Genomic DNA, 25011 nt, shown 5'->3' on the forward strand with positions numbered 1-25011 from the left:
CCTGGCTCGCGCAGGAACCTTGCCTCAGCACTTGCAACGCTTACTTGAGCAGGCTCGTTACTTCGTGCTCCCTCCTCGTCGCACCGATCGCAGCTTCCCCCGCGAGGTCAAACGCTCCGCCCGCGGTAAGTACCCATCAAAAAAAACGCCAGTCAAGCTTAACTGACTGGCATTGGCCACAAGGCGGGTTTTTTATTGCCTACTACAACGCAGCCAGCGTTGAGACAAAGCATCAATCGCGCAGAAACACACCGACGGGATAACCAAACCCCGCATGCTCAATGACCTTCAGACACGGGACGTTGCCGTTGGATGTGTCAATGAAACAAACACGTACCCCCTTGCTGAACAGAACATTCAAGATCATCTGCGTGGCATACACCGCCACACCTCGACCACGCGCAGCTTCTGCCGACCAGATCGGGCCAATCACCGCATCCCCTTGTTCGACTCGGTAGAAGCGGCAAAAGGAGAAGGTCACCCATCCGGTGTGCAGGACGCGCCCTTGCTCATGCGCCAGATAAAACACCCGGCCACGAAGCACTTTCAGTACCGCCTTGATCGCACCCGCCTGGCCAAGCGCCTGCCTCAGCAGAGCCAGATTCGCCATACAAGCGCCAAGTGAATCAAACACGCAAAACTGCACGCCCTTGACTTCCCTGACAACCACAGCCTGGGGCAGTTCGCGGCGAAACACCAATTGAAAGTGCAGCTTGTCCGGGACCCGCAAGGAGATCTCGCTGAACGGGGCCTCAGTAGACGGCGTAGTCATGTATCTCATATCAAGCACCCAACACCCACTTGACATGGTGCGGGAAGAACAGGAATTTCCGTTTGAACCGCTTCATCGTCTCGGACGCACCGTAATACGTGTCATACGCGAAGTAGCGCACAGCGGGATGATGCTGAGGCATGTAGTCACCCATCGATGCGATCAGCAATGGCACCACGCCATCGGACAGGTAATCCGCATGTCCATAAATGGTCTGCAGGGCACAAAGTTCGCCAGCCACCATGCACGACGCATACGCCACCAGCACGCCATCCTTGAACACCCCGAAATAGGGATAGTCATGGAAAGGGCTGAGCGAAGGAGGGTCAGAGTGAGGCCCGGCCTTGCCGGTCAGCAAATGCTGAGGCATTTCTCTGCCTTGACGCACCGTGGTTGATTGATGGATCTTCGTGACGTCATCCAGGTGTGCGTTGTAGTCGATCCGCTCGAATCGATAACCCAAACGGATGGCCTTCTTCAGGTTGCGTCGGGCTGCTGAGTCCAGCCAGGACGAATAGGCCCCTTCCTTGGCCTGCAGGTCACACACAGCCAGGCCATATTCCATCTTTCGAATCAGAGGGAATTTGGGATGCCGCTTGTTGGCGGCCTGGTAGAAGCGTTGCGTGATCGTCTTGAAAAACGGCGCATTGGCTTCTGATTGGGCCAGCATCAGGTTGATCGTCACCGGCGGGAGTTCGTACATCTCCTTGACCGTTGCCATCGCGAACTTCAATTTCTCAAGCAAAACCCACTCCTTTGAAACGAGGAAGCACGGGCTCCGCTGCCTCATCTCGCCACTGCCGAGCCAACAAACACACGCGCCCCATCACGGAGCGCGTGCGCCCTCGTGAACCGGGCGAGCAGGAATGCCCACCACGGTCACGCCACGTCCGACGTCTTTGGTGACCACCGCATTGGCCCCCACCCTGGCGCCATCCTCGATGCGAACGCCGCCGATGATTTTGGCGCCAGAGCCGACGAAAACACCATGCCCAAGCTCAGGGGATCGCCCACGGTTGTCACCAATAACCACACCGCTTTCGATCCACACCTCACGCCCGCCCCGGACACTGGAGTTGATCACCACACCCACAGGATGTATCAACACGAAGCCTTCGCCAAAACGCGCCTTGACGCCGATGACGCATCCGTTGAACCATTTGTTGAGCGTGTGGGGCAACAAGGCCAGCGGAGCCAACCCCAGGCCTGACAGCCACTCCTGCAGGCGATAGAGCACATTGGCCGAAGTGCCGTCTGTCAGCAAGGCTCGAAAGAACGAGCATGAAGCACCGTATTGAGAATACAAGCGCTGCTTGGCTTTGATATCACTGATGACAAGCCTGAACATCCTCAGGATCCGCGCTTCAACTGGAGATAAAACTCCACCAATTGCCGGACGTTGTTGTACCACTGCCGCTCGGCGGCAATGTAGGCGCGAGCCCTGGCACCCACCTCGCGCAAATTCTCGATATCCTTGCTCTTTTCGAGCACGGCAGCGACCGCCGCCGGCAAGTTACCGGCCGGAAACATCCACCCCGTCCGACCGGCGTCCAGCACTTCCCGAATGGGCAGAAAATCAGGCGCAATGGGCGGAATGCCGCAGGCCATGAACTCGAAGAGCTTGACGGGCGAGGTGTAGTCACCGGCACTTGGCAGAATGGCCAGATCCATCGCCGCCAGCAGATCTGGCACTTCGTCGTGCGATACGCGACCGGTCAGGATCACCTGCTTTTGCAAGCCCTGCTGCTGAACAAAGGCATCCACCTCGGCAAACGTGGCCCCATCCCCTACCAGCAGCAGCTTGAGCGAGGGGTTGGCCTTGAGATGTTCGGCCATGAGGTAGACGAACTGATCGATCGCATGCCAAGGCACGAATGCACCCAGATAGCCGCAGACCACCGCGTCTTCGACGCCCCACTTGGCACGCGAGCGCGCACGAGATTCAGTCGAGAAGGTGAACTTGTCAATGTTGGCTGCGTTCGGCGTGATGATGCTGGGCGCCAAGGCGCAACCATGCGCGCCCTGAACCCGATCGCGAAACACGGTGGACACAAACACCAGACCGGACGCCCGGGTAAAGACCCAACGCTCGACCGCCGTTGCCAGACGCTGGAAAAACAGCGGCCGCACCCGATACACGGTGGAAGAATCATTGACTTCCAAAATAATGGGCAATTTGCGCAGGCGTGCAATCAAAACCGCCACAAACATATAAAGGGAATATCTTTCATAGATAAACCCTGTATCAGGATATTGGCGCAAATACTGCCACACCCGCCAGCCGGCGACCACGTTGTAACCCAGTTCAGCGATTTCAAAAAGTGGCTCAGGCAAGGCCGTGACGATTTTCATCCACCATTTGGCCTGCTTGGTTGGCGACATGGCCTTGGGCGTTGCATATGGGTCCGCTCCGGGGAGGGAAATGATGTCCGTTTCCACGCCCTCCACCCGCAGTGCATCTGTAATCCCACGAATGTGAACCCCTTCAACGGCTTTACCCTGGGTTCGATGGTGATACAGAACACGCTGGACGTGTGCAGAAAGCTTCCCTGGCTGATTCGTCATGATCAAAATGGTGGCAAGTACACATCCGGACCGTTATCATATCATCGGCGCCATTCATTGTGCACCGCACCCAAACACCCTAACTGAGGGAAACACCCCCACTTCAGATGGGGGGCGCAATTACTTTGACAGTGAAACGCACACGCTCAATCCCCTGAAATTGGGGTTAAGTGCATGCTTGCAACAAGCGCACCCACACACACACGCAGAATGGGCCTATGCTAGACGGGTCAAGCTGCGTCAAATTGACCCTGCTCCATCCCGGAATCTTTTCACGCCAAGAAGGTGTCCATATGAAGGCCCACCGCAACGCCACACAAACCAGCCTGATCTGCACGCTCCTTGCCGCGCTGACCCTGACGCTGCCAGGCTGCAGCACGTTCAACAGCCCCCCACCCGCCCCACAGACAACGGACAACGTCGACCAGATCTACCGAATTGGCGCACTGGATCAACTGACCGTCGTTGTCTGGCGCAACCCCGACCTGTCGAGCACGATTACCGTCAGGCCGGATGGCCGAATTTCGCTGCCGCTGGTCGAGAACATCGTGGCAGCAGGACGTCGCCCGAATGACCTGTCCCGCGAAATCGAGCAGGCACTCGCCAAATACATCCGAGAGCCCGTGGTCACCGTTGTCGTGAACAGCTTTCAGGGTATCAGCAGCGAGCAGATTCGCATCGTGGGTGAAGCCACCCGACCGCAAACCGTCCCATTCCGCCAGAACGTGACTTTGCTGGATGTGATGATCCAGGTTGGCGGCCTCACCGACTTTGCCGATGGCAACGGTGCAGTGTTGGTTCGCGGCGCGGAAAACGGCAAGCAGTACAGCCTGCGGCTCAAGGATTTGATCAAACGTGGCGATATCTCTGCCAACGTGGACATGAAACCGGGCGACATCATCATCGTGCCCCAAAGCTGGTTCTGACAGCCGGCTTGCCCCCCACCGACGACTTATCTTGACCTGCCCTGCTGCCCATGGATGACGTTTTCCGGCAATTGAGTTCTTTGCTGATCCCAATGTGGCAGCGCCGCTGGCTTGGCGCGCTGGTCGCATGGCTCGTCGCCATATTGGGTGCTGGCGTCGTGTTTGTCATGAAGGACAAGTACGAGGCGACCGCCCGCGTGTTCGTTGACACGCAATCGGTGCTGAAACCATTGATGACTGGCCTGGCCTTCCAGCCTGATGGCGACCAGCAGGTGCGCATGCTGGCGCGCACATTGATCAACAGGCCCAATGTCGAGCGGCTGATCAGCTCCCCTCGAATCGGCTTGCAAGGTCTTTCAGAGCGAGACCGGGAAAAGGTCATTGACCGCCTGATCAAGGAAATTCGCGTCGCCCCAAGCGGCGACGCGAACTTGTACGCGATCAGCTACAGGGACATGAGCCCTACCCGTGCGCAACACATGGTCGAAGACCTGGTGGCCCTGTTCGTGTCGTCTGGCGTGGTCGACAAACAAAGAGACTCCGAGCAGGCCCGGCAGTTTCTTGACAGCCAGATCAAGGCCTATGAAGCCAAACTGACTGAAGCGGAAACCCGCCTCAAGGACTTCAAGCTGCGCAACTTCGGCCTGACGGGCACGTCCAACCAGGATTACTTCGCTCGCATGTCCGACGCCACACAAGAGGCCAATCGCTTGCGCATTGAACTGCAGGCTGCTGAGCGATCACGCGATGCGTTGCGCCGCGAGTTGTCCAGCGAAGAGCCCACCATCCCGGTTGAGGCCATGACACCCGGCGGCGTCTTGCAACCCTCGGAAACAGAATCCCGACTGGACGCACAGCGCCGGCAACTCGACGAGTTGATGCGCCGTTACACGGACGCCCATCCGGATGTGGTGGCTGTTCGTCGCAGCATCGCCCAACTGGAACAGCAACGCCGTACCGAGGAAGAAGCCAAGGCCCGTGGCGGAAAAGGTCGACTGGCACCAACCAGCCCCGTCTTCCAGCGCATTCGCATCGCCCTGGCCGAAGCGGAAGCCAAGGTGGCTTCGCTGCAAGGGCAACTGGCCGCACAACAGGATCAACTCACCCAAGCTCGCAACATGGCCGGCCGCATGCCGGAAGTCGAAGCCGAGTTGGCCCAATTGAATCGCGACTACGAAATCGTGCGCAAGAACTACGAGCAACTGGTTGCACGCCGCGAATCGGCGTCACTGGGCGAGAAAATCAATGAGACCACCAATGTGGCCGAGTTTCGAGTGGTGGAGCCGCCACGCGTGGCATCTCAGCCGGCCAAGCCCAGCCGCATGCTGATCGCTGTCGCCTCGATGTTTCTTGCCGTGCTGGCAGGCGTTGCCGCCACGTTCGGCGTGACCCAACTTTTCCCGACCGTGCTGGACACCAGTCAGCTCAAGAACCTCACGGGGCGACCGGTGCTGGGCAGCATCTCCATGGTGGTCAGTCCGGCCGCACTGGAGTCCACGCACCGCCAGAACCGTCATTTTTCTTTGACTGTCGCGGCGTTCCTGCTGGCCAACGTGGCCTGGCTGGTGATCGTCAAGCAGGTGTTGACGCAATAAGGTGACACCCATGAGCACGATCGAACAAGCAGCCAAGAGACTGGAGCAACTCCGCCGAGCCGGAGTGGATGTCAGCGAGTTATCAAACTCGACCACGGACGAAACGAACACCTCTGGCATCGCAGAGCCCAACAGCGCCTTACCGGACACGCCTGTGCTGGTGGCACACGAGCCGAATACCCCCGCCCCTGCTGCCACGCCATCAACCACGTCGGCACCTGTTTCGGACCGCAAGAGCCGGCAGATTGACCTCGACTTCCTGAAGATGCAACGCGCCGGATTGCTTGTCCCGGGTCAGCCTCGCTCTCAACTGGAGGAAGAGATCCGCATCATCAAGCGCCCACTGCTGGACAACGTCAAGGAACAAAGCGCGATTCGCCCTGAGCGTGCCAACCTGATCATGGTCACCAGCGCAATGGCTGGAGAAGGCAAGACACAAACTGCGCTGAATCTGGCTGTGAGCATGGCCATGGAGCTCGACTACACGGTATTGCTTGTCGAGGCTGACGTGATCAGGCCAACAGCACTCGAACGCTTGGGCGTCAAGGCTGACAAGGGCTTGCTGGATCTGCTGCAACACCCGGGCATGGACTTGTCTGACGTACTGCTCAAAACCAACATCCCCAAGCTGACCCTGTTGCCAACAGGCACAGGCAACGCGCGGTCCACCGAGTTGCTCGCCAGCGGCGCCATGAGCCACCTGCTCAATGAACTCGCCAGCAAATACAACGATCGCGTGATCGTGTTTGACACGCCTCCGCTTTTGTCGACCACCGAATCCCGTGTCCTCGCCGCACAGATGGGACAAGTCGTGATGGTCGTCGAGGCCGCCAAGACCTCATTGACCATGGTCAAGCAGGCATTTGCCACCGTGGAAGATCACCCCGTGGTCATGACCGTCCTGAACAAATACAGGGGGCCCAAGGGGCACAACACCTATGGCTACTATGCGCCTTGAGCTTGCGCGCACCGTCCCATGGCTCAGCCTGGTTCTACTGGCCGGGCAAGCCTCCTTCGCGTGGTCGCAAAGCCAAACCACCAAGATACGGCCTTCGCTGGACATGCAAGCTCTGGCCACGGACAACGCCACCATCAAGAATGGATCACCCCAAAGCGATGTGCTCCTGACAGTCACCCCTGGCATCAGCATCTCGACAAGAGGTGCGTACAGTGAACTGGAGGGCGCCTGGCGCTTTTCGCATGTCCGCTACACGCATCAGACGCAGAGTGACCGCACCCTGCCCAGCGGCAACCTGAACGCCCGCCTGGGGTCTGGCCCCCAAGGCTTGAGCCTGGATGCCGGCGTTGCTGCGGAGCAGACCAGATCCCAGTTCACGGCCACCAACTCGGCCACCCCGTCCACTCAAGACACCTACACCGACTACCGTTATCGACTCAGCCCCCAGTTCGCGCACCAGTTTGACAGCAACACCACCGTGCTTGCAAAAATCAATCGCACCTGGGTGAGGAGCGAACGCAACAGCGGCGCACTGGTCGAGCGCCCCGACAGCCGCGTGCGTGACGATGGATTCAGCCTGACACGTCAACCCACACCTTTCGGTTTTGGACTGGATGGTGCGTATCAGAGCACCATCGTGTCCGATCAACCTGATCCCACCCTGACCATCAAAGCGGCCAGAGGACGACTGCTTTACGCGCTCAGCCGAGAACTGGAGATCGGCGCCATTGCCGGCCGCGAAACGACCAGCGTGTTGCAACAGTCTGTTTCAAGCACCGTCAGGGGCGCCCAGTTTCGGTGGACGCCCGGCGAACGCACCCTCGTGAAGGGTATAGGTGAAGACCACGCCCATGGTCAAACCTGGCAGTTGGACGCAACCCATCGCTCCCCCTGGATGAGCTTTGGATTTCAGAGCCGTCGCAGCGCCGAAACCTCGGCGGCACCCTTGGGAACGTTTGAGTCCGGCCAATCGGTGAGGAGCATCCTCGACGCGATGTTGAGCACCCGCATCACCAACAAGACCGATCGCGCACGCGCCGTTGACGACATCATCACCCAGCGCAAGCTCCCCACCAACCTGGCAGGCACACGAGACCTGTATGACCTGTCAGCTCAAATGCGTCAGGTCACCACGGGCAGGCTGGCATTCATGGGGCGTCGCCACATGCTGATTCTCGTCGGGGGCATGAGCAAGTCCATTCCTTTGCGCTATGACCAGAACGTCGCCACCAACCCGCTGTTGCCGGACATCACCAGCAGCGAGTACTTCCTGGACACCCAGCTGACGCACCAACTCACACGCTTGAACAGCCTGACCGGCGGCCTGCGCTGGAGCCGGGCGCATAACACCACGATGCTCAATGGCAACAGCGATTTCAGCCATTCAAGAGAGTTTTCCTGGCGCGCCTCGTTGGACACCCAACTGACACCGGATACCACGGCAACTTATGGACTTCGCAGGCAGATCACCCACCTGAACACCAGCGTCACCAGCGAATCGGTGATGTTTGTCGGGCTTGGGTACCGCTTCTAGGAAAAGATGCAGGATGTACGAATCGTACTTTGGCCTCACCGGCGCCCCCTTTCTTCTCAACCCTGACCCCAGCTTCTATTTTGATAGCCGAGGGCACAGCAGCGCCCTGTCCTACCTGAAGTTCGGTCTGTATCAGGCCGAGGGCTTCATCGTGGTAACCGGAGACATCGGTGCCGGCAAGACCACGCTCGTTCGCACCCTGCTCAGCGACATCGACAACGACAAAGTCGTTGCCGCTCAACTCGTCAGCACGCAACTGGAGGCTGGCGACCTGCTTCGCTCGACGATCACCGCCTTCGGCATCCCCCCCAAGGGACAGACCAAAGCCGAACTGATCGCGACGCTGGAAGCCTATCTGACACTGCTGGCAACGCAAAACAAGCGTGCCGTGCTGATTGTCGACGAAGCACAAAACCTGAGCCGGGATGCCATCGAAGAGTTGCGCATGCTGTCGAACTTCCAGTTCGGCAATCAGGCCTTGCTCCAGAGCTTCTTGATCGGGCAACCCGAGTTGCGCGACATGCTGCTGTCGCGCAGCCTCGAACAGCTGCGTCAGCGCGTGATTGCCTCCTATCACCTCGGTCCGATGGACCGCGAGGAAACACGCCGCTACATCGAGCATCGACTCAAAAAAGTGGGCTGGAACGACCACCCCCATTTTGACGATGATGCCTTCGACGAAATCTATCAGTGGACCTCGGGCATCCCCCGCCGCATCAACCTGCTGTGCAACAGGCTGCTGCTGGCCACCTACCTCATCGAGGGGCATAACGTTACCTCGGCAGATGTAGCCCGTATTGCCATGGAGATCCGCGCCGAGATCGGTGAACCGACGCTCACGCGCGTTGCCAATCACGACCTGTCTCCGGCAACCGAAGCCGTGCCCCAGCCGCAACGCCCGCTGGTGATGCCCACGCTCACTGACAGTGTGGAAGCCCCCCTGGACATGCCCCGGTTCAGCAACGCGCTGCTCCAGCCGGCCACCGTTCGCGGGCCACGTACACATGCTTTCTTGATGGTCGCCGGTTCGCGCACCGGATGCATCCGTGCGGCGGCCTTGCAAAAGGCCTTTGCTGCACGTACCGATCTACCGGCGTTGAAGTTGCTGACGATCAACGCGCCAGGGCGCTTCGAGCTTCATGGCGACTGGAGCGAGCACATGGGCCTGCGCGAACCGGACTTCTCGCTACAGGTCCCATCCGCCTCGCCTGTGGGGCAGATGGCAGATGGCCTGCGTCAACTCGATCACCTGCTTCACGAATACAACCCGGCGGCAGTCATCGTTCAAGGCGGGGATGACGCTGCACTGGTGGCCAGCCTTGCCGCACACCGACAAGGCGTCCCTATCATCCATCTGGAAGCTGGCCTGCGCAGCTTTGATCGCTCACGCCCCCAAGAAATCAACGCCATGATGTGTGACCACATGGCCGATTTGCTGCTGACATCGGAATGGGTTGCCCATGACAACCTCACGCGGGAAGGCATCTCGGCCGACCGCGTGCAGTTTGCCGGCAACCTGATCATGGACACCATCAGGTCGATGCTGCCACAAGCCTCCCCGCCCAAATACACGCTCCGACAATTCAACCAGTCGCCAGACCTGCTCAAGGGCAAACAGGGTTATGGCCTGGTGCACCTGCACGACAGCGGCATGGGTGCCGATATCCAGACGTTGACCGAACTCACAACCATACTCAAGTCGATCAGCAGGGATCTGCCTCTGGTCTGGGTCGCCAATGAGCCCACCCGTCGCCTGATCGAGCAACACCAGTTGCTGGCGGGCGTGGATGGTAGCCAGCTTGGACTGCTGCCTGTCGTTCCGTACTACAAAATGATCGGTCTGATCGGTACGGCCGCCTGCGTGCTGACCGACTCGTCAACGGTGCAAGAAGAAACCACTATTCTGGGCGTGCCCTGCCTGACCTTGCACAACTACACGGAGCGCCGCATCACAGTAGAACAAGGCACCAACATTGCCGTAGGCTGCAATAGCAGCCTGATCCATCGCGCGGTGGCTGAGATCCTTAGAGGCGGCGGCAAGAAGGGCCGCCTACCCAAGTTCTGGGATGGGCTCACGGCCAACCGCACAGCCGAACATCTTGCAGCCTGGTGGAAGCAAAGAGCACCGAGAAAAGACCTGAGCGCCCTGAACTGAACTGTTGTGTCTTTGCCAGACAGATTTCCGTAACCCATTGAGGTGGGGGCGTGCAAAGCAGCTTGCCACCAGTATCATGTTTACAAATTCACACGTTTAGACAAAGTGCGACGCGACATGCCATTTACGTCACTTGCATTCATGGGAGCCGGTGCACTACTGTCGCCAGGCGGCGCAGATGGCTGTCTGACTGTATTGACCTACCATCGCGTACTACCCAGGAAAGACATCCTGCAGCCACCCGATCAAATCGATGCTGCCTGCTTCGAAGGGCACATGAATGCCGTCCGAAACTGGTTCAACGTCTTGCCGCTGCCCGAAGCGCTCGACATGTTGCATCAAAGCAAACTGCCCCGGCGAGCCTTGACCATCACGTTTGATGACGGCTACGAGGACAATCATTCCGTCGCGCTGCCGATCTTGAGAAAGCACGGTCTTCCCGCCACGCTTTTCATCTGCACCGGCTTTCTGGGTAACGGACTGATGTTCAATGACATTGTGACTGAGGCCATCAGACGCACCCAAAGCCCCAGCTTGGACTTGTCTTGGTTAGGGCTAGGCACCCGCCCGGTTGGCAATATGCAAGAAAAACAGGGCTTGGTGAGAGAACTGATTCAGCACATCAAATATTCGCGCAAGGACTTGCGGGAACAAACCTGCGACCAACTTTGGCACCAATGTGCCGGACAGAATGTACGCCCCAGTCTGATGATGCTGCCGGAACAGGTCAAGGAACTAGCCAGAGACGGCATGACCATTGGCGGGCACACCCATACGCACCCCATTCTGAGCAAAATCACACTGGATGAGGCTCGTCAGGACATCTTGACCAACCGGATGGCGCTGAGCGACATCACAGGTAAAACGCCTCAACTGTTCGCCTATCCGAATGGCCGCCCACTCACCGACTACCTCCGGGAGCACCGAGACCTGGTCAAGGAGGCGGGTTACAGTGCCGCCTTTTGCACGGCAAGGGGTGTAGCCACCCGAGAAACAGACATGTTTCAGTTACCCAGATTTGCACCATGGCAGGCTTCGCCAACGCGCTTATCTGTGCAACTGTTGAAAAATGCACGAATCGGCCGGCATTCCGTCACTGCTTAGTGTTTGGCGCGACGACCAAAGTCATTTGGACCCCCAGTTCTAGGGTGGTCCCCCTTGAACGCAGGGTTATGCCACCGGCCTGGTGCGAAGACAATCCCCCCATTACAAAAACTTACTACTTTGGGTTGGGTTGTCGCACTTGTTGCAGCGGCCCGGTCTCTTTGAGAGGCGCTTATGTTCCGGGTTTTTCAGCATCACATTTCGATTGCGACGTTGGCTGAACTGCTTGCAGACAGCCTGACGAGCTTCCTGGCCATCGTGCTGGGTGCGCTGACCATCGCGCATCTCTATGGCGATGCCGGCTCGGCCATGGGCATGTCCAGCGCCTTGCGATCCGGACTGGGTTTCGCTCTCCTGATCCCTCTGCACTGCGGCTTGGTCGGCGTGTATCGGGAAGGCTCCGAACGCAAGACAACCCGAGCCAAACTCGGTCGCGCCGTACTGGGCTGCCTCCTGGGCGCCCCCATCGCCTATCAACTGGCCGTCAAGACCGTTGTGGATGGCAGCCAGGCCCACCAACTGATGGGCTTCGCCGTGGCCTACCTGATGATCGGCCTGCTGATCGTTCGCGGCCTGCTGATGTCTGCCTGGCGCGGTGCGCTGGTCCAACAGCGCATCCTGATCGTCGGTACAGGCAACGAAGCCCACGCCGTGGCCACCGACCTGAAGTCTCGCCGCCTGCGCAGCCACTCCGTGATCGGCTTCTACCCTGCTGGCGAGTCTGTTCTGCCTGCCGAAGACAAGCGCTTCAACATCTTCCCGCGCGCCACCTCGATCGACGAAATCGTCAACAAGCACGACATCAACCAGATCATCGTGGCTGTCAAGGAACAGCGCGGCGGCAACGTGCCCATGGACCAGTTGCTGTCAGCCCGCATCCAGGGCATCCCCGTGATGGACCTGGCAGCCTTCTACGAACAGACCACCGGCGAAGTACCTGTTGACAGCCTCAAGGCCAGCTATCTGGTCTATGGCCGCGGTTTCGCTCAAGGGCGTGGCCGCATCATCATCAAGCGCGCGTTTGACGTCATCACGTCTGGTTTCCTGTTGCTGCTGGCTTCGCCTGTGATGTTGATCACCATGCTGGCCATCAAACTGGAGAGCGACGGCCCAATCATCTACCGTCAGGAACGTGTGGGCCTGGGTGGCAAAAGCTTCATGTGCCTGAAGTTCCGCAGCATGCGCACCGACGCCGAAAAAGACGGCGTGGCGGTGTGGGCTTCCAAGAATGACTCGCGCATCACCCGTGTGGGCGCCTTCATCCGCAAGACCCGCATCGACGAACTGCCGCAGCTGTTCAGCGTGCTGGCCGGCGAGATGAGCATGGTTGGCCCCCGCCCCGAGCGCCCCACCTTTGTGGCCCAACTGAAGGAGCAGATCCCCTTCTACGACGTGCGCCACAGCGTGAAACCTGGCGTGACCGGTTGGGCGCAGGTTCGTTATGCCTACGGTGCCTCGGTTGAAGATGCGCTGCACAAGCACCAGTACGACCTGTACTACGTCAAAAACAATTCGCTGTTTCTCGACCTGCTGATCCTGTTTGAAACCGTCAGCGTGGTGCTCTTCCGCGAAGGCGCACACTGATCCAGGCCGGCCTCTGATACCACGATACGACAACTGATACCGAGGTTTCTTGCCATCACGTGGCGCACCCCAGGGTGCGCCACCGTCGTTTCAGGGGGTGCGGTTTCAGACCTGCATCAAGTTGCAGGACAATGGCGGGTTGTCCGCCTTACCCCGAACCTGTGACTCACCCCCCAAGCGCACCTGCCACTGACACTCCCACCCAGTCCGGTGCGGTTGGTGGTGGCCTGCTCAAAAAGGGCCTGGCCTGGGGACTTGGATTGGGTTTGCTGGTCTGGCTTCTGTCACGCACCCCGTTCGAGCAGGTAGCGCAAGCCTTCACCCGCCCGGACTGGCTCACCTGGGTCATCACGCTGGGCGGTTTGCTCGTCAGCTATGTGCTGCGCGCTGCCCGCCTGCAAGTTGTGCTCAATCTGGAAGGGCATCACAAGGCGGCGCATCGCTGGCTGGGCGTGCGCACCGATGCCCTGCGCGTGATCCTGATGCACAACGCTGCCATCAATCTGCTGCCCATGCGTGCTGGCGAGCTGAGTTTCCCATGGCTGGCCTCGCGCGAGCTGGGCTTGCCCTTGACACGGGCCGTGGCCTGCCTGCTGTGGATGCGGGTGCAGGATGTCGTGATCCTCGCCGTGCTGGGCTTGCTGTTGTGGCCTGGCCTGCCGCTGTGGCTGCGTGGTGCAGGCTTCGCCGCCATGTGGATGGGCTGGCTGGCTCTGGGTTACCTGTCACGCACGTGGTTTGCCCGTCATGCCGATGAGCCTACTACGGGCAAACTGGCTGGTTTGATGCTCAAACTCAGGCAGGCGCTGCTGGAACCCGAACACCACCACCCGCTGGCCTGGCTGGCCACACTGGCCAACTGGAGCCTGAAGCTGGCTGCCGGCGCCTGCTTGTTGTCAGCCGTCAGCACCGCGCCCTGGCTGACCTCATGGGCAGGCGCTTTGGGTGGAGAATTGGCGGCCATCGTGCCGCTGCAGGGGCCGGCGGGCTTTGGCACTTATGAGGCGGGCGTCTGGGCCGGCATGGCCGCCCATCTGCCGGCACAATCGGCAGCCCTGTCGCAGGCAGTGAGCGCGGCACTGGCCCTGCATGTCTGTTTTCTGCTGTGCGCTGTCCTGGCGGGCGTACTGGCATCTGTTTTGTCCTGGGCTAACCAGCCCCGTGCGCGTCAGGGTACGCCCTCTGCTCGTCATCCTGACTAGCGAGGGTGGGTTTGTTTGCGAGAAAGTGAAGTCATGACTGTTGCCCTGACGGCCAAGCCCGTCTCTACCGATGCCGTGCCCAACCACCGCCTGACCGTGGTGGTGCCGATGTACAACGAAGTCGACAACGTCGAACCCTTCGTCACGGCCGTTCACGATGCTTTGGGCAACTACCCCTTTGAATGGGAACTGATCATCGTCAACGATGGCAGCCGCGACGGTACACAACAGGCACTCGATGAGCAGGCTCGCCTGCGCGGGCCCCATGTGCGCCCCATCCACCTGTGGCGCAACTTTCGCCAGACGGCCGCCATGCAGGCCGGCATTGATGCGGCCCGTGGTGACGTCATCGTGACCCTGGACGGCGACCTCCAGAACGATCCCAAGGACATTCCCAAGCTGGTGGCGCGCCTGCTCAAGGAGGACCTGGACCTCGTCGCCGGCTGGCGCCAGAACCGCCAGGATGGTCTGTGGCTGCGCAAGGTGCCTTCACGCATTGCCAACCGCCTGATCCGCAAGATCACGCAACTGGAGTTCCAGGATCTGGGCTGCAGCCTCAAGGCTTACCGCGCCAGCGTGCTCAAGCGCGTGAGCCTGTATGGTGAGATGCACCGTTTCATCCCCGCATGGATGGCCACCGTGACCTCGCCCGCGCGCATGGCCGAAGAACCCGTGAGCCACCATGCGCGCACACGCGGCGAATCCAAATACGGCATCTCGCGCACCTTGCGCGTGGTGCTGGACTTGCTGGCCGTGAACTTCTTCTTGCGCTTTTCCGGTCGCCCTGGCCACTTCTTCGGCGGGGTTGGCCTGGCCGTCGGCCTGGTGGGCGGCCTGATTCTGAGTTACCTCGCCGTGCTGAAAATCATGGGCGAGAACATCGGCGGGCGACCGCTGCTCTGGCTGGGCTTCTTCTGCGTGCTGGGTGGCTTGCAGTTCCTCACCACAGGCGTGCTGGCCGAGTTGCTGATCCGCATTTATTACGACCGTGGCGACGTGGCGCCGTATCACACCAGTGAAGCGCCGCACCTGAATGCCGACACTGCCTGGCATCAGACCCATTGACGTTGTTTGTTGTTGTCATTGACCACACACCATGAACCAACCCACCAATGCTCTCGTTGTTTCCACCGGCGCTGCACCGGTCGCGAAACGTCCATCAGGACAACGCTGGCCCAAGATCTGGGGCCCTCGCATGTGGAAACTGCTGGCCCTGGTGGCCGTGCTGTTCGCCTATCGTTTGTGGGTGGTTCGTCACTCCGGCATCTCGCTGTTCTTTGACGAAGCCCAGTACTGGGACTGGTCCAAGCACTTGGCCTGGGGTTACTTCTCCAAGCCACCGCTGATAGCCGGCTTGATCTGGCTGAGCACGACCTTGTTCGGTTCCGGTGTGCTGGGCGTGAAGGCCCTGACCATGTTGCTGTACCCCGCCACGGCCCTGTGCATGGTGGGCCTGGCCAGAGCACTGTGGCCTACCAGCAGCGGCGTGCGCACAGGTATGGTGGCTGCGGCCCTGTTCATGACCATCCCGATGGTGGGGCTCATGGGCATGTTCGCGTCAACCGATGCGCCGCTGATCCTGTGCTGGACGCTGGCTTCCTGGGCCTTGTGGCGTGCGCAGGTCACCAATCGCATGAGCCATTGGGTGCTTCTGGGTGTGGCCTGCGGCGTGGGCCTGATGGGCAAATACACCATGGCGGCCTTTGCCATCACCGCCATCTGGACGCTGTGGGCCGTGCATGGCCCGCAACGCGGCTTGTGGCGCCCAGGCCCCTGGGTCGCCATGATCGTGGCACTGGCGCTGCTGTCGCCCAACCTGATGTGGAATGCCGCCAATGGCTTCCCGACGTTGCAGCACACGGTCGAACTGACTGCGCAATCGGATCGCTCCGGCGGCGTTCTGCCCACGCTGGTGTTCCTGGCCGGTCAGGTGTTGATGCTCGGCCCCGTGGCCGTGATCGCGGGCATCTGGCTTTACAAGCGTCAGCCAACCCCTGGCACCAGCATGCCTGGCAACACGGCCCCCACCAGCCAGTGGGCTGCATCCAGCCAGATGATGCCGCCCAGCCAGTGGAAGAACTCCACCCAGGCCACGATGCCCAGCCAGCCTGGCGGGCAAGGTGAGCAGGCTGCGAAGCGCCCCGTGGTGCGCAACTCGGCCTACTACCTGGCCTCGGTGTCCAGTTATCGTTTCCTGTGGGCCATGAGCATCCCCCTGCAGGCCATCGCCATCGTGCAGGCCCTGTATGCCGATGCGCACGTGAACTGGGCCGCCCCCTCCATGGTTGGCTTCACCTTGCTGATCGCCTCGCGCCTGAGTGCACCGCTGGTGCCCCTGGCTGCACCGCGTCCGGCCACCTGGCTGATCGCCGTGCTGGCCAGCAACCTGATCCTGACCTCCATCACCCTGCACCTGCGTGATGTGGTGGGCCCAACCTTGTCATCCAAGTACGACGTGCTCGTGCGCATGCGCGGTTGGCAGGAAGCCTTTGCCGACCTGGCCCCCGAACTGGAAGACCCGGTGGTCACCGGCCTGCCGGTTCTGACCGACTCGCGCCTGTTCATCACGGAAGCCGCCTACCACTGGCGCCGCTACAACGTGCAGACGCTGGCGTGGAACCCCAATCAGCAACGTCAGGATCATTACCAGATGACGCGCAGCCTACCCAACAAGGTGGGGGCAGACGTGCTGCTGCTGACCAGCAATCCCAAGCCGGCGGAGATCACCAAGCGTTTTGCCATCATCCGCCACATGAAATCCACGTCGATTGCGGTCGGACCTGATCGCAACGTTGACATGCACCTGTTCTTCCTGCGCGGTTTTCTGGGCTATGACCAGAAGACCTACCTGGAACAAAGCGGCGCCGACAAGCCCTCTACAACTGATGATCAGTGAGCCCAGACGCCGTTCTCGACGTCATCTTGAAGAGCAGGACCCCGATGAGCTGGATACCCGGCTGATCTGGGCCGGCCTGTTCTTCTCGCTCGCCATCTTTGCGCAGTTCCCGGGCCTTGATTTGCTGGTGTCCGTTAACTACTGGAACGCTGAGCAGGGCTTCTTCCACCGTGACGACGTGGTAGTGCGGGCCCTTTATGACTGGACGCCCCTGATTGGCCGTGGCCTGATACTGGTATTGGCGCTGTTTGCCATGCTGGCGCCCTTGATCGCCCGTGTTCTGCACAAGACCGGGCGTGAGGAACAGGCCTGCAAGGCGATGGGCCCCTGGCGGCACCTCGCGACCATCACCGTGTGCTGCGCGCTGCTCGGCAACGGGCTGGTGATCGAAGGGCTGTGCAAAGGCCTGATGGGCCGCCCTCGCCCCGTTCAGGTCGTGCAGTTTGGCGGTACCGAGGCCTATCATGGCCCCTTCACGCCGGGCGACAACACGGTCAACCACCGCAGTTTCGTGAGCAGCCATGCCGCCGCTGGCTTTGCCTTGATGAGCCTGGGGCTGACCTGCGGCCCCGTGTGGCGCCGCCGCTGGGTGCTGATCGGCACCATCGCCGGTGCTGTGGTGGGCTTCGGCCGCATGCTGCAAGGTGGCCACTTCCTCAGCGACATCATCTTTTCCTTCTACGCCATATGGCTATCGTGCGAACTGGTAGCCTGGGCCGATAGAAAGCGACTTTCCCGTTCGACACCATGAGCTCCGCCCACACCGACGCCAGCACAGACGCCAATGCCGTCTCGTATGACTATGACCTGCAGGACGCCACCGGCGCCACGTGCACGGCCCACGCCTGGGCCAAGGTGCCTGCGCCGCTGAGTGCAGACGCCAAGGCTGACATCAAGGCGCGTATCAAAACCCTGCTGAAAGAGCGCAATGCCGTGCTCGTGGCCCACTACTACGTCGACGGAGATCTGCAGGATCTGGCGCAAGAAACGGGTGGCTGCGTGTCGGACTCCCTGGAGATGGCGCGCTTTGGCCGCGATCACAGCGCCCAGACCCTGATCGTGGCCGGCGTGAAGTTCATGGGCGAATCGTCCAAGATCCTGAGCCCCGACAAGCGCGTGCTGATGCCCGATCTGGACGCCACCTGTTCGCTCGATCTGGGCTGCCCGGCCGACGACTTCATCACATTCTGCGACGCCCACCCGGATCGCAAGGTCGTGGTTTATGCCAACACCAGCGCCGCCGTGAAGGCCCGTGCCGACTGGATGGTGACCAGCTCCTGCGCCCTGTCCATCGTCAACCACCTGAAGGCACAAGGCGACAAGATCCTGTGGGCACCCGACCGCCATCTGGGCCGCTACATCCAGAAGGAAACCGGCGCCGACATGCTGATGTGGAACGGCGCCTGCATCGTGCACGACGAGTTCAAGGGCCTGGAGCTGGACCTGCTCAAGAAGGATCACCCCAAGGCCCTGGTGCTGGTGCACCCTGAATCACCTGAAAGCGTGGTGGCCCAGGCCGATGTGGTGGGCTCGACCTCGCAATTGCTCAAGGCCGTGATCGAATCCGACGCGCCCGAGTTCATCGTGGCCACCGACAACGGCATCCTGCACCGCATGCGCCAGATGGCGCCCGCCAAGGTGCTGATCGAAGCGCCGACGGCCGGCAACAGCGCCACCTGCAAGAGCTGCGCGCACTGCCCCTGGATGGCCATGAACGGCCTGCAAGGCGTGCTGGACTGCCTGGAAAAGGGCGTGGGCGAGATCACGGTGGACGAGGCCATCCGTGTGAAGGCCCATGGCTGCATCGACCGCATGCTGGACTTCGTCTCGAAGAACCCGGCTGCCATCGCCAAACCTGCTCAGGGCTTCGTGCCCAACATCGGCGCGGCCTGATCCCCCCAGTTCGCTGCACGACTTATCCGTATCGATTCACCATGTTTGACCACAACGAGACCCTGCAAGAAGCCCGCGACCGCAATGTGCGCGACGCCCTGTTCGAAGACGTCGGCGTGTGCGACTGGACTGCGCAACTGGTACCCGCCGGCCAGCGCGTGAAGTCGCGCCTGATCGTGCGTGAAGAGGCCGTGCTGTGTGGCCGGGACTGGTTCGAGGCCTGCCTGTTCAAGCTCGACCCCCAAGCCAGCATCACCTGGGCCTATGCAGAAGGCGCCCTGATGGCACCCGACACCGAGGTGTGCCTGATCGAGTGCGATGCGCGCGCCATGCTGACAGCCGAGCGTCCGGGCATCAACTTCCTGCAGACGCTGTCGGCCGTGGCCACCCTCACCCATCGCCACATGAAGGCCATCGAAGGCGCCTCGCCCAACCCGCGTGGCTGCGTAGTGCTGGACACCCGCAAAACCCTGCCCGGCCTGCGCCTGGCGCAAAAATACGCCGTGCGCGTGGGAGGTGGCGCCAACCAGCGCCTGGCCCTGTATGACGGCATCCTGATCAAGGAAAACCACATTGCAGCTGCTGGTAGCGTGACCGCCGCCGTGAAGAACGCGCAAGCCCTGGTGGCGGCCCAGCCCTCGCCGCAGCGTGAACAGATCACCATCCAGGTCGAGGTTGAAAACCTGGACGAATTACGCGAAGCCCTGGCCGCTGGTGCGCTGAGCGTCCTGCTGGACAACTTCGATTACGACATGATGCGTGCGGCCGTGGCCCTTAACAAGGAACTGGCCAAGGGCGAAGCCCTGCTGGAAGTGTCGGGCGGCGTCACCCTGGACCAGCTCCGCGACATCGCCGTGACCGGCGTGGACCGCATCTCGATCGGCAAGCTGACCAAGGACGTCAAGGCCGTGGACTTCTCGCTGCGCGTGCTGGAGCGCATCGGCGCCTGATCAAGGCCGCTGGAAATTGGGCCAACAAGCCGCGCTTAAAGCCCCATTTTTCACGACACAGGAAAGCCGGGCTGGGCGACACTGCCGTTTGTCTCGATAGGGATGGACACCATCGCCATGGCCGCCGACTTCACAACCCTGCACAACTATTACGAGAAACAAGTGGTGGACCAGGTCCTTGATCTGGCGCCGAACTACCCGCTTCTCAAGAAGGATCACCTGCCGGACGTGGCCTGCGTGGCGCTCAATCGCCTGCCACCTCGCTACATCCGCCACCAGGTGGACCTCGCCTTCCACATGACCGAGAAAGAGCGCCAGGACAGCGAGCAGTTGATCCAGGACGCCGTCAAGTTCGCCTTCGAGTTCGTGCAGGCACGCTACGCCATGCGCGCAAGGCGCTGAGCGAACAGGAAGCAGCCTCACACCCGGGTTCGCCCGAGGCAAACAAACCCGCATTTTGTCGACCCACCGACATCGTCGTCAGGTGAGCCGCGCCAGCATGGGCCACTTTCATTCGGAGACGCCCATGTTCAAGCGCCTTTTCTGCCTCGGTGGCCTCCGTGCCGCCATCACCCCACTTGCTGCCGCCCTGCTGGCCCTGTCCTTGCCTGCGCGCGCTGCCACCGCGGACTTCACGAGCACCTACAAAGGTGGATCGAGCAGCTGCAACACCACCTACCAGATCAAAGGCAAGGAACCTGCCGACTCAAGTCGGCATCCCGTGTTCATCTACATGGGGGGTACGAGCGACACCTATGACAACGCCCAGGCCATGGCGGCCGTGCAAGGCATGGCCGATCGTGGCTATGTGGCCGCCACCATCCAGTACGCCAACTCGGCCATGGGCTACTGCAACACCCTCAACACCCGCAGCAAGTGCATCTTCGATCAGGCCAGCGCCCAAAGCGCGGTTACAGCCCTGTGCTCACGTGACCAGGCTGATTGCAGCAAGGGCATCGTGGTCGGCGGCTTCAGCCAGGGGGCCTTGCTGGGCATCCTGTCCAAGAACTTCGACTCGCGCGTGGAAGCCGTCTACGCCTCCGGTGCGCACAAGAACTACATCATCTACAACGTGAACGCCTGCGTGGGCAACGGCAACCGCGTCTTGCCTCAAGCCAGGCTGCGCGTGATCAATGGCGAAAACGACATCTATGGGGGCGGCAGCCAATCAACCGTGAGAGCCAGCAGCGTGGCGGTGAGCGGCTACACCTGTACCGGCACCACCTGCCTGCAGCCGGACGGCAGCGGTTGGCGCATGGTGCTCAAAAGCGAGGTGCAGGATGGCTCGGCGGACCACTGCTACTTCCGCGCCAAAGGCTGCCTGAGCAATCAGAACAACCTGGACACGGGCTGGCAGACTGGCAGCGCGGCCTGGACGCTCAACGCCAACCTGGATTGGCTGACGCAGTTCACGGCGCACTGATGCATCAAGGCGCGCTCAAGGCAGCCAGGCGTCCTTCTTCTTGGGCTTCTTGCACAGGATGGTTGGGAAGCTGACCGGCAAGGTGCGCGGGTAGTCGCGGCTGAAATGCAGGCCGCGGCTTTCCTGGCGCGACAAGGCGGAGCGCACGATGAGCTCGGCGCAATCCACCAGATTGCGCAGCTCCAGCAGGTCGCGGCTCACGCGGAAAGCCGCGTAGTAGTCGTCGATCTCGCTGCGCAGCAGCTTGATGCGATGCAGGGCCCGCTCCAGGCGGCGCGTCGTGCGCACGATGCCCACGTAGTTCCACATCACGAGGCGCAGTTCGTCCCAGTTGTGGGCAATGACCACTTCCTCATCGGCATCGGTCACCTGGCTTTCGTCCCAGGCCGGCACCTTGGGCGCCGAAGCCGGGATCTGGCCTTGCACGTCTTCGGCACACGTTCTGCCCAGCACCACGCATTCCAGCAAGGAGTTGCTGGCCAGGCGGTTGGCGCCGTGCAGGCCGGTGTAGGTGGTTTCGCCCACGGCATACAGGCCGGGCAGATCGGTTCGGCCATGCAGATCGGTCACCACACCGCCACAGGTGTAGTGGGCTGCCGGCACCACGGGAATGGGCTGCTTCGCGATGTCGATGCCCAGTGACAGGCAGCGCGCGTAGATGGTCGGGAAATGCTCTTTGAGGAAGGCTTCGCCCAGGTGCGTGGCATCCAGCCAGACGTGATCGGCGCCATGCTTCTTCATCTCGAAGTCGATGGCGCGGGCGACGATGTCACGGGGAGCCAGCTCGCCGCGCTCGTCGTGATCCTGCATGAAGCGGGTGCCGTCGGGCAAGCGCAGGATGCCGCCTTCGCCACGCAGGGCTTCGGTGATCAGGAAGCTGCGCTCTTGCGGGTGGTACAGACAGGTCGGGTGGAACTGGATGAACTCCATGTTGCCCACACGGCAGCCCGCACGCCAGGCCATGGCGATGCCATCACCCGTCGAGGTCTCGGGATTGGTCGTGTAGCGGTACACCTTGCCGGCACCACCGGTGGCCAGCACCACGGCCGATGCGGCCATGGTCTCCACTCGCTGGGTTTCGATGTCCAGCGCATACACGCCGTGGCAACGTTGTGCCTCCTGCTGCTCCTGCGCCGACTTCTTGAGATGCCGATTGGTGATCAGGTCGATCGCCATCCACTTCTCACGCAAGTGGATGTTGGGATGGCGCTTGACTTCCGCCAGCAGCACATCGTGGATGGCCTTGCCGGTGGCATCGGCAGCGTGCGCAATGCGGCGCACGGCATGGCCACCTTCACGGGTCAGGTGCAAGCCCAGCGGGCCGTCCGGATCGGGCGAGAACGGCACGCCGCGTGCCACCAGCCACTCCACCGCCTCGGCACTGTGGCGGGCAATGAATTCAGCCGTGCGCTCGTCCACCAGGCCGGCACCGGCCTCCTGGGTATCACGCACATGAGAGTCGATGCTGTCATCGCTGCCCAGCACGCCGACGATGCCACCCTGTGCCCAGGCTGTGGCGCCCTCTTCCAACTGGCGCTTGGCCAGCACGATCACGGGCTGGGTTTCCGCCAGGTGCAATGCAACCGTCAAACCGGCCAGACCGGCCCCAATGATGACAACAGGCAAGGACGAATCCGTCGCAGCAGACATAGGTTACCAAGGGCCTCGATGAACAGCTTGGGGACAGCAGGAGCGGCGATTCTATCCCCGCCCACGTTCGACCTGGGTTGCCTGAGCGACATGTAGGGCCTCAAGCCCGACGCCGCACCAAGGTGATGCATCAAGGCGTGCAGCGATCCGCTCCGCACAGACGCTGGCAGAAGGCGCAGCCCTTGACCGGCAGCCAGGACGGAAAGCGGTAATAACGGCGATTGACCTCGGCCATGACCACGTCACGGTAGATGTCAAAGTGGAAGTTCACGCCTTCCACGGCCCAGAAGGGCGCGCCATCCTGCTCATAGCGCAACAGGCGAACCTGGTCGAAATACGGGCGATAGTCCTCCACCGAGGGCTCTCGGGTGGCCATGACGCGGATCGTTTTGCCCTCCAGCGCACTGTAATCCACCGTCAGGTCATCCTGGCGTGCATGCACGCTGCCCATGCCCAGCACGGGCACATGCGCCTTGGCGGCATAGCCAAAGATGGCGGCCGATGAGTACCCGTTGGAAGCCAGCACCACGCCGGGCGACTGAACCTGCCGCACCATCTGCTCGCTGCGGGCGGCCTCCACCAGGCGGTGGTAATAGCGGAAGTGCTGCCATTGATGCAAGCCCATCACCGACAGCGCCACAGAGGCCACGAGGTGCAGCACCAGGATCACGGTCAGGCCCCTGGCTGTGGAAGACAAGGCCCGGCCATCGGGCAGTGCCAGCGCCAGCAACACAAAGGCAAAGGGGTAGAAGCCCATCACCCAGTGCAGGCCGATCACCTTCTTGGCGGACATCAGGCCAAAGAGCAGCAAGGGCACCACGGCCACACAACTGAGCAGGGCATGACCACGAACCGTTCGCAACAGCGCTGCGCGGTGCTTCCAGCCCATCCACAGCAACACCGGGCTGATCAGGTAGACCATCATGCCCACATAGCTCAGTACCGTGTCCCACGATGCCACCGCATCCTCATTGCGGTTGAACAGGTTGAACATGATGTTGGTCCAGCAGTGGTACAGGTTCCAGACCACGTTGAGGGCCGCGCCGGGCAAGGCGCACAACACCATCACGGCAAAGCCACGCCAGCGCTGGCGGGCAAACAGCAGGAAATACACCACGTAGGCAATACCCAGCAGCACCGCAAAGTATTTGGACAGGAACGCGGCCGCCATGAACAAGCCACTGAGGGCATACAGGCGGTACAGGGCCCAACCACGTTGTCCTTGAGATGCGGCTTGTTCCGCCCGCACCATGGCCGCAGCAGACCAGGCCGCCCAGAGGATGAGCGGCGAGTCGGTGGCGATCAGGGCATTGAGCCAGTTGACGGGCGCCAACCAGTAAAACAGCACGGCCCAGGCCGCACGTTCACGACTGACGGGTGACCAGGCCCACCACATGGCCCAGCCCACCCCCAGTGGCAGCAAGGTAGCGGGCAGGCGCACGGCCCAACTGGCATCGCCCAACAGCGCACGGGCCGCTGCGATCCACCAGGCCACCATCGGCGGGTGGTCGTAATAGCCATAGTCCAGAAAACGCGCCCACCAATAAAACAAGGCTTCATCACCCGTCAAGGGCAAGGCAGCCGACACCCACAGGCGCCACGCCAGCGAGCCGATCGCCACCAGCCACAGCCAGTTGCGGGGCATGCGCACATCGGCATCTTGGCTGGGCAGGGACCCCTTGAAAGCGAACAGGTTGGACGTCGTCATAAGCCCCGGCATTCTAGGCGGCCCCAACACCCGCCGTTTCCGATGTCGGACCTAGAATGCCGCGAGGCAAGCACGCCGCATTTGAAGGACGACACC

General features: G+C 61.2%; 21 protein-coding genes. 15 read left to right on the plus strand and 6 right to left on the minus strand.

Annotated elements, in window-relative coordinates; all coding sequences use genetic code 11:
- Positions 1 to 232 precede the first annotated feature (232 nt).
- The 4 genes from HY836_RS11215 to HY836_RS11230 form a co-directional block, all read right to left on the minus strand.
- The gene (locus HY836_RS11215; RefSeq protein WP_290676239.1) at positions 233 to 730 is read right to left on the minus strand and encodes a GNAT family N-acetyltransferase; all 498 of its coding nucleotides are present in this window, start codon (positions 728 to 730) and stop codon (positions 233 to 235) included.
- 52 nt (positions 731 to 782) lie between these two features.
- On the minus strand, positions 783 to 1517 hold the full coding sequence (locus HY836_RS11220) for a hypothetical protein (RefSeq protein ID WP_290676240.1): 735 nt from the start codon (positions 1515 to 1517) through the stop codon (positions 783 to 785).
- A gap of 81 nt (positions 1518 to 1598) precedes the next feature.
- A complete protein-coding gene (locus HY836_RS11225) occupies positions 1599 to 2120 on the minus strand; it encodes a hypothetical protein (protein WP_290676241.1) in 522 nt (173 codons plus the stop codon).
- Between the two features lie 2 nt (positions 2121 to 2122).
- Entirely contained in the window at positions 2123 to 3337 is a 1215-nt protein-coding gene (locus HY836_RS11230) for a glycosyltransferase (RefSeq protein ID WP_290676242.1), read from the minus strand.
- Positions 3338 to 3630: 293 nt separating this feature from the next.
- On the opposite strand from HY836_RS11230, the gene HY836_RS11235 reads away from it, so the two are divergent.
- From HY836_RS11235 to HY836_RS11305, 15 genes are all read left to right on the plus strand, one after another.
- The gene (locus tag HY836_RS11235) at positions 3631 to 4263 is read left to right on the plus strand and encodes an XrtA/PEP-CTERM system exopolysaccharide export protein (protein ID WP_290676243.1); all 633 of its coding nucleotides are present in this window, start codon (positions 3631 to 3633) and stop codon (positions 4261 to 4263) included.
- A gap of 50 nt (positions 4264 to 4313) precedes the next feature.
- Positions 4314 to 5858 carry an XrtA system polysaccharide chain length determinant gene (locus HY836_RS11240; protein WP_290676244.1) on the plus strand — a complete coding sequence of 515 codons (1545 nt, stop codon included), beginning with the start codon at positions 4314 to 4316 and terminating at the stop codon, positions 5856 to 5858.
- Positions 5859 to 5868: 10 nt separating this feature from the next.
- Entirely contained in the window at positions 5869 to 6816 is a 948-nt protein-coding gene (locus HY836_RS11245; RefSeq protein WP_290676245.1) for an XrtA-associated tyrosine autokinase, read from the plus strand.
- Positions 6797 to 8350, plus strand: coding sequence for a TIGR03016 family PEP-CTERM system-associated outer membrane protein (locus tag HY836_RS11250; RefSeq protein WP_290676246.1), 1554 nt, complete (start codon positions 6797 to 6799; stop codon positions 8348 to 8350). The genes HY836_RS11245 and HY836_RS11250 overlap by 20 nt, the downstream gene beginning before the upstream one ends.
- Positions 8351 to 8363: 13 nt before the next feature.
- Positions 8364 to 10505 (plus strand): XrtA/PEP-CTERM system-associated ATPase, encoded by a 2142-nt coding sequence (locus HY836_RS11255; RefSeq protein WP_290676247.1) that lies wholly within the window; start codon positions 8364 to 8366, stop codon positions 10503 to 10505.
- Between the two features lie 117 nt (positions 10506 to 10622).
- Entirely contained in the window at positions 10623 to 11609 is a 987-nt protein-coding gene (locus HY836_RS11260; RefSeq protein WP_290676248.1) for a polysaccharide deacetylase family protein, read from the plus strand.
- Between the two features lie 213 nt (positions 11610 to 11822).
- Positions 11823 to 13193, plus strand: a complete 1371-nt coding sequence (locus HY836_RS11265; protein ID WP_290676249.1) for a TIGR03013 family XrtA/PEP-CTERM system glycosyltransferase — start codon at positions 11823 to 11825, stop codon at positions 13191 to 13193.
- 161 nt (positions 13194 to 13354) lie between these two features.
- Entirely contained in the window at positions 13355 to 14395 is a 1041-nt protein-coding gene (locus tag HY836_RS11270) for a lysylphosphatidylglycerol synthase transmembrane domain-containing protein (RefSeq protein ID WP_290676250.1), read from the plus strand.
- Positions 14396 to 14428: 33 nt separating this feature from the next.
- Positions 14429 to 15460 (plus strand): glycosyltransferase family 2 protein, encoded by a 1032-nt coding sequence (locus tag HY836_RS11275; protein ID WP_290676251.1) that lies wholly within the window; start codon positions 14429 to 14431, stop codon positions 15458 to 15460.
- A gap of 31 nt (positions 15461 to 15491) precedes the next feature.
- Entirely contained in the window at positions 15492 to 17291 is a 1800-nt protein-coding gene (locus tag HY836_RS11280; RefSeq protein ID WP_290676252.1) for a glycosyltransferase family 39 protein, read from the plus strand.
- Positions 17281 to 18042, plus strand: coding sequence for a phosphatase PAP2 family protein (locus HY836_RS11285; RefSeq protein ID WP_290676253.1), 762 nt, complete (start codon positions 17281 to 17283; stop codon positions 18040 to 18042). The genes HY836_RS11280 and HY836_RS11285 overlap by 11 nt, the downstream gene beginning before the upstream one ends.
- On the plus strand, positions 18039 to 19184 hold the full coding sequence (gene nadA, locus HY836_RS11290; protein WP_290676254.1) for a quinolinate synthase NadA: 1146 nt from the start codon (positions 18039 to 18041) through the stop codon (positions 19182 to 19184). The genes HY836_RS11285 and nadA overlap by 4 nt, the downstream gene beginning before the upstream one ends.
- 41 nt (positions 19185 to 19225) lie before the next feature.
- Complete coding sequence (gene nadC / locus HY836_RS11295) at positions 19226 to 20134, plus strand: carboxylating nicotinate-nucleotide diphosphorylase (protein WP_290676255.1); 909 nt, start codon at positions 19226 to 19228, stop codon at positions 20132 to 20134.
- A gap of 102 nt (positions 20135 to 20236) precedes the next feature.
- The gene (locus HY836_RS11300; RefSeq protein ID WP_290676256.1) at positions 20237 to 20536 is read left to right on the plus strand and encodes a late competence development ComFB family protein; all 300 of its coding nucleotides are present in this window, start codon (positions 20237 to 20239) and stop codon (positions 20534 to 20536) included.
- A gap of 124 nt (positions 20537 to 20660) precedes the next feature.
- Positions 20661 to 21557, plus strand: a complete 897-nt coding sequence (locus tag HY836_RS11305) for a hypothetical protein (protein WP_290676257.1) — start codon at positions 20661 to 20663, stop codon at positions 21555 to 21557.
- A 15-nt stretch (positions 21558 to 21572) separates the two neighbouring features.
- On the opposite strand, the gene nadB is transcribed toward HY836_RS11305, so the two are convergent.
- Together nadB and HY836_RS11315 are read right to left on the minus strand one after the other, a co-directional pair.
- Positions 21573 to 23207 (minus strand): L-aspartate oxidase, encoded by a 1635-nt coding sequence (gene nadB, locus HY836_RS11310; protein WP_290676258.1) that lies wholly within the window; start codon positions 23205 to 23207, stop codon positions 21573 to 21575.
- Positions 23208 to 23337: 130 nt separating this feature from the next.
- Positions 23338 to 24915, minus strand: a complete 1578-nt coding sequence (locus HY836_RS11315; RefSeq protein ID WP_290676259.1) for a glycosyltransferase family 39 protein — start codon at positions 24913 to 24915, stop codon at positions 23338 to 23340.
- Positions 24916 to 25011 lie beyond the last annotated feature (96 nt).

The sequence above is a fragment of the Aquabacterium sp. genome, from assembly GCF_016234775.1.
Lineage (GTDB): Bacteria > Pseudomonadota > Gammaproteobacteria > Burkholderiales > Burkholderiaceae_C > Aquabacterium.

Bases quoted from the DNA above. Each gene is read 5' to 3' on its own strand.
- HY836_RS11225 (WP_290676241.1), bottom strand. From the start codon at position 2,120: ATGTTCAGGCTTGTCATCAGTGATATCAAAGCCAAGCAGCGCTTGTAT.
- HY836_RS11230 (WP_290676242.1), bottom strand. From the start codon at position 3,337: ATGACGAATCAGCCAGGGAAGCTTTCTGCACACGTCCAGCGTGTTCTG.
- HY836_RS11235 (WP_290676243.1), top strand. From the start codon at position 3,631: ATGAAGGCCCACCGCAACGCCACACAAACCAGCCTGATCTGCACGCTC.
- HY836_RS11240 (WP_290676244.1), top strand. From the start codon at position 4,314: ATGGATGACGTTTTCCGGCAATTGAGTTCTTTGCTGATCCCAATGTGG.
- HY836_RS11245 (WP_290676245.1), top strand. From the start codon at position 5,869: ATGAGCACGATCGAACAAGCAGCCAAGAGACTGGAGCAACTCCGCCGA.
- HY836_RS11250 (WP_290676246.1), top strand. From the start codon at position 6,797: ATGGCTACTATGCGCCTTGAGCTTGCGCGCACCGTCCCATGGCTCAGC.
- HY836_RS11255 (WP_290676247.1), top strand. From the start codon at position 8,364: ATGTACGAATCGTACTTTGGCCTCACCGGCGCCCCCTTTCTTCTCAAC.
- HY836_RS11260 (WP_290676248.1), top strand. From the start codon at position 10,623: ATGCCATTTACGTCACTTGCATTCATGGGAGCCGGTGCACTACTGTCG.
- HY836_RS11275 (WP_290676251.1), top strand. From the start codon at position 14,429: ATGACTGTTGCCCTGACGGCCAAGCCCGTCTCTACCGATGCCGTGCCC.
- HY836_RS11280 (WP_290676252.1), top strand. From the start codon at position 15,492: ATGAACCAACCCACCAATGCTCTCGTTGTTTCCACCGGCGCTGCACCG.
- HY836_RS11285 (WP_290676253.1), top strand. From the start codon at position 17,281: ATGATCAGTGAGCCCAGACGCCGTTCTCGACGTCATCTTGAAGAGCAG.
- nadA (WP_290676254.1), top strand. From the start codon at position 18,039: ATGAGCTCCGCCCACACCGACGCCAGCACAGACGCCAATGCCGTCTCG.
- nadC (WP_290676255.1), top strand. From the start codon at position 19,226: ATGTTTGACCACAACGAGACCCTGCAAGAAGCCCGCGACCGCAATGTG.
- HY836_RS11300 (WP_290676256.1), top strand. From the start codon at position 20,237: ATGGACACCATCGCCATGGCCGCCGACTTCACAACCCTGCACAACTAT.
- HY836_RS11305 (WP_290676257.1), top strand. From the start codon at position 20,661: ATGTTCAAGCGCCTTTTCTGCCTCGGTGGCCTCCGTGCCGCCATCACC.
- nadB (WP_290676258.1), bottom strand. From the start codon at position 23,207: ATGTCTGCTGCGACGGATTCGTCCTTGCCTGTTGTCATCATTGGGGCC.
- HY836_RS11315 (WP_290676259.1), bottom strand. From the start codon at position 24,915: ATGACGACGTCCAACCTGTTCGCTTTCAAGGGGTCCCTGCCCAGCCAA.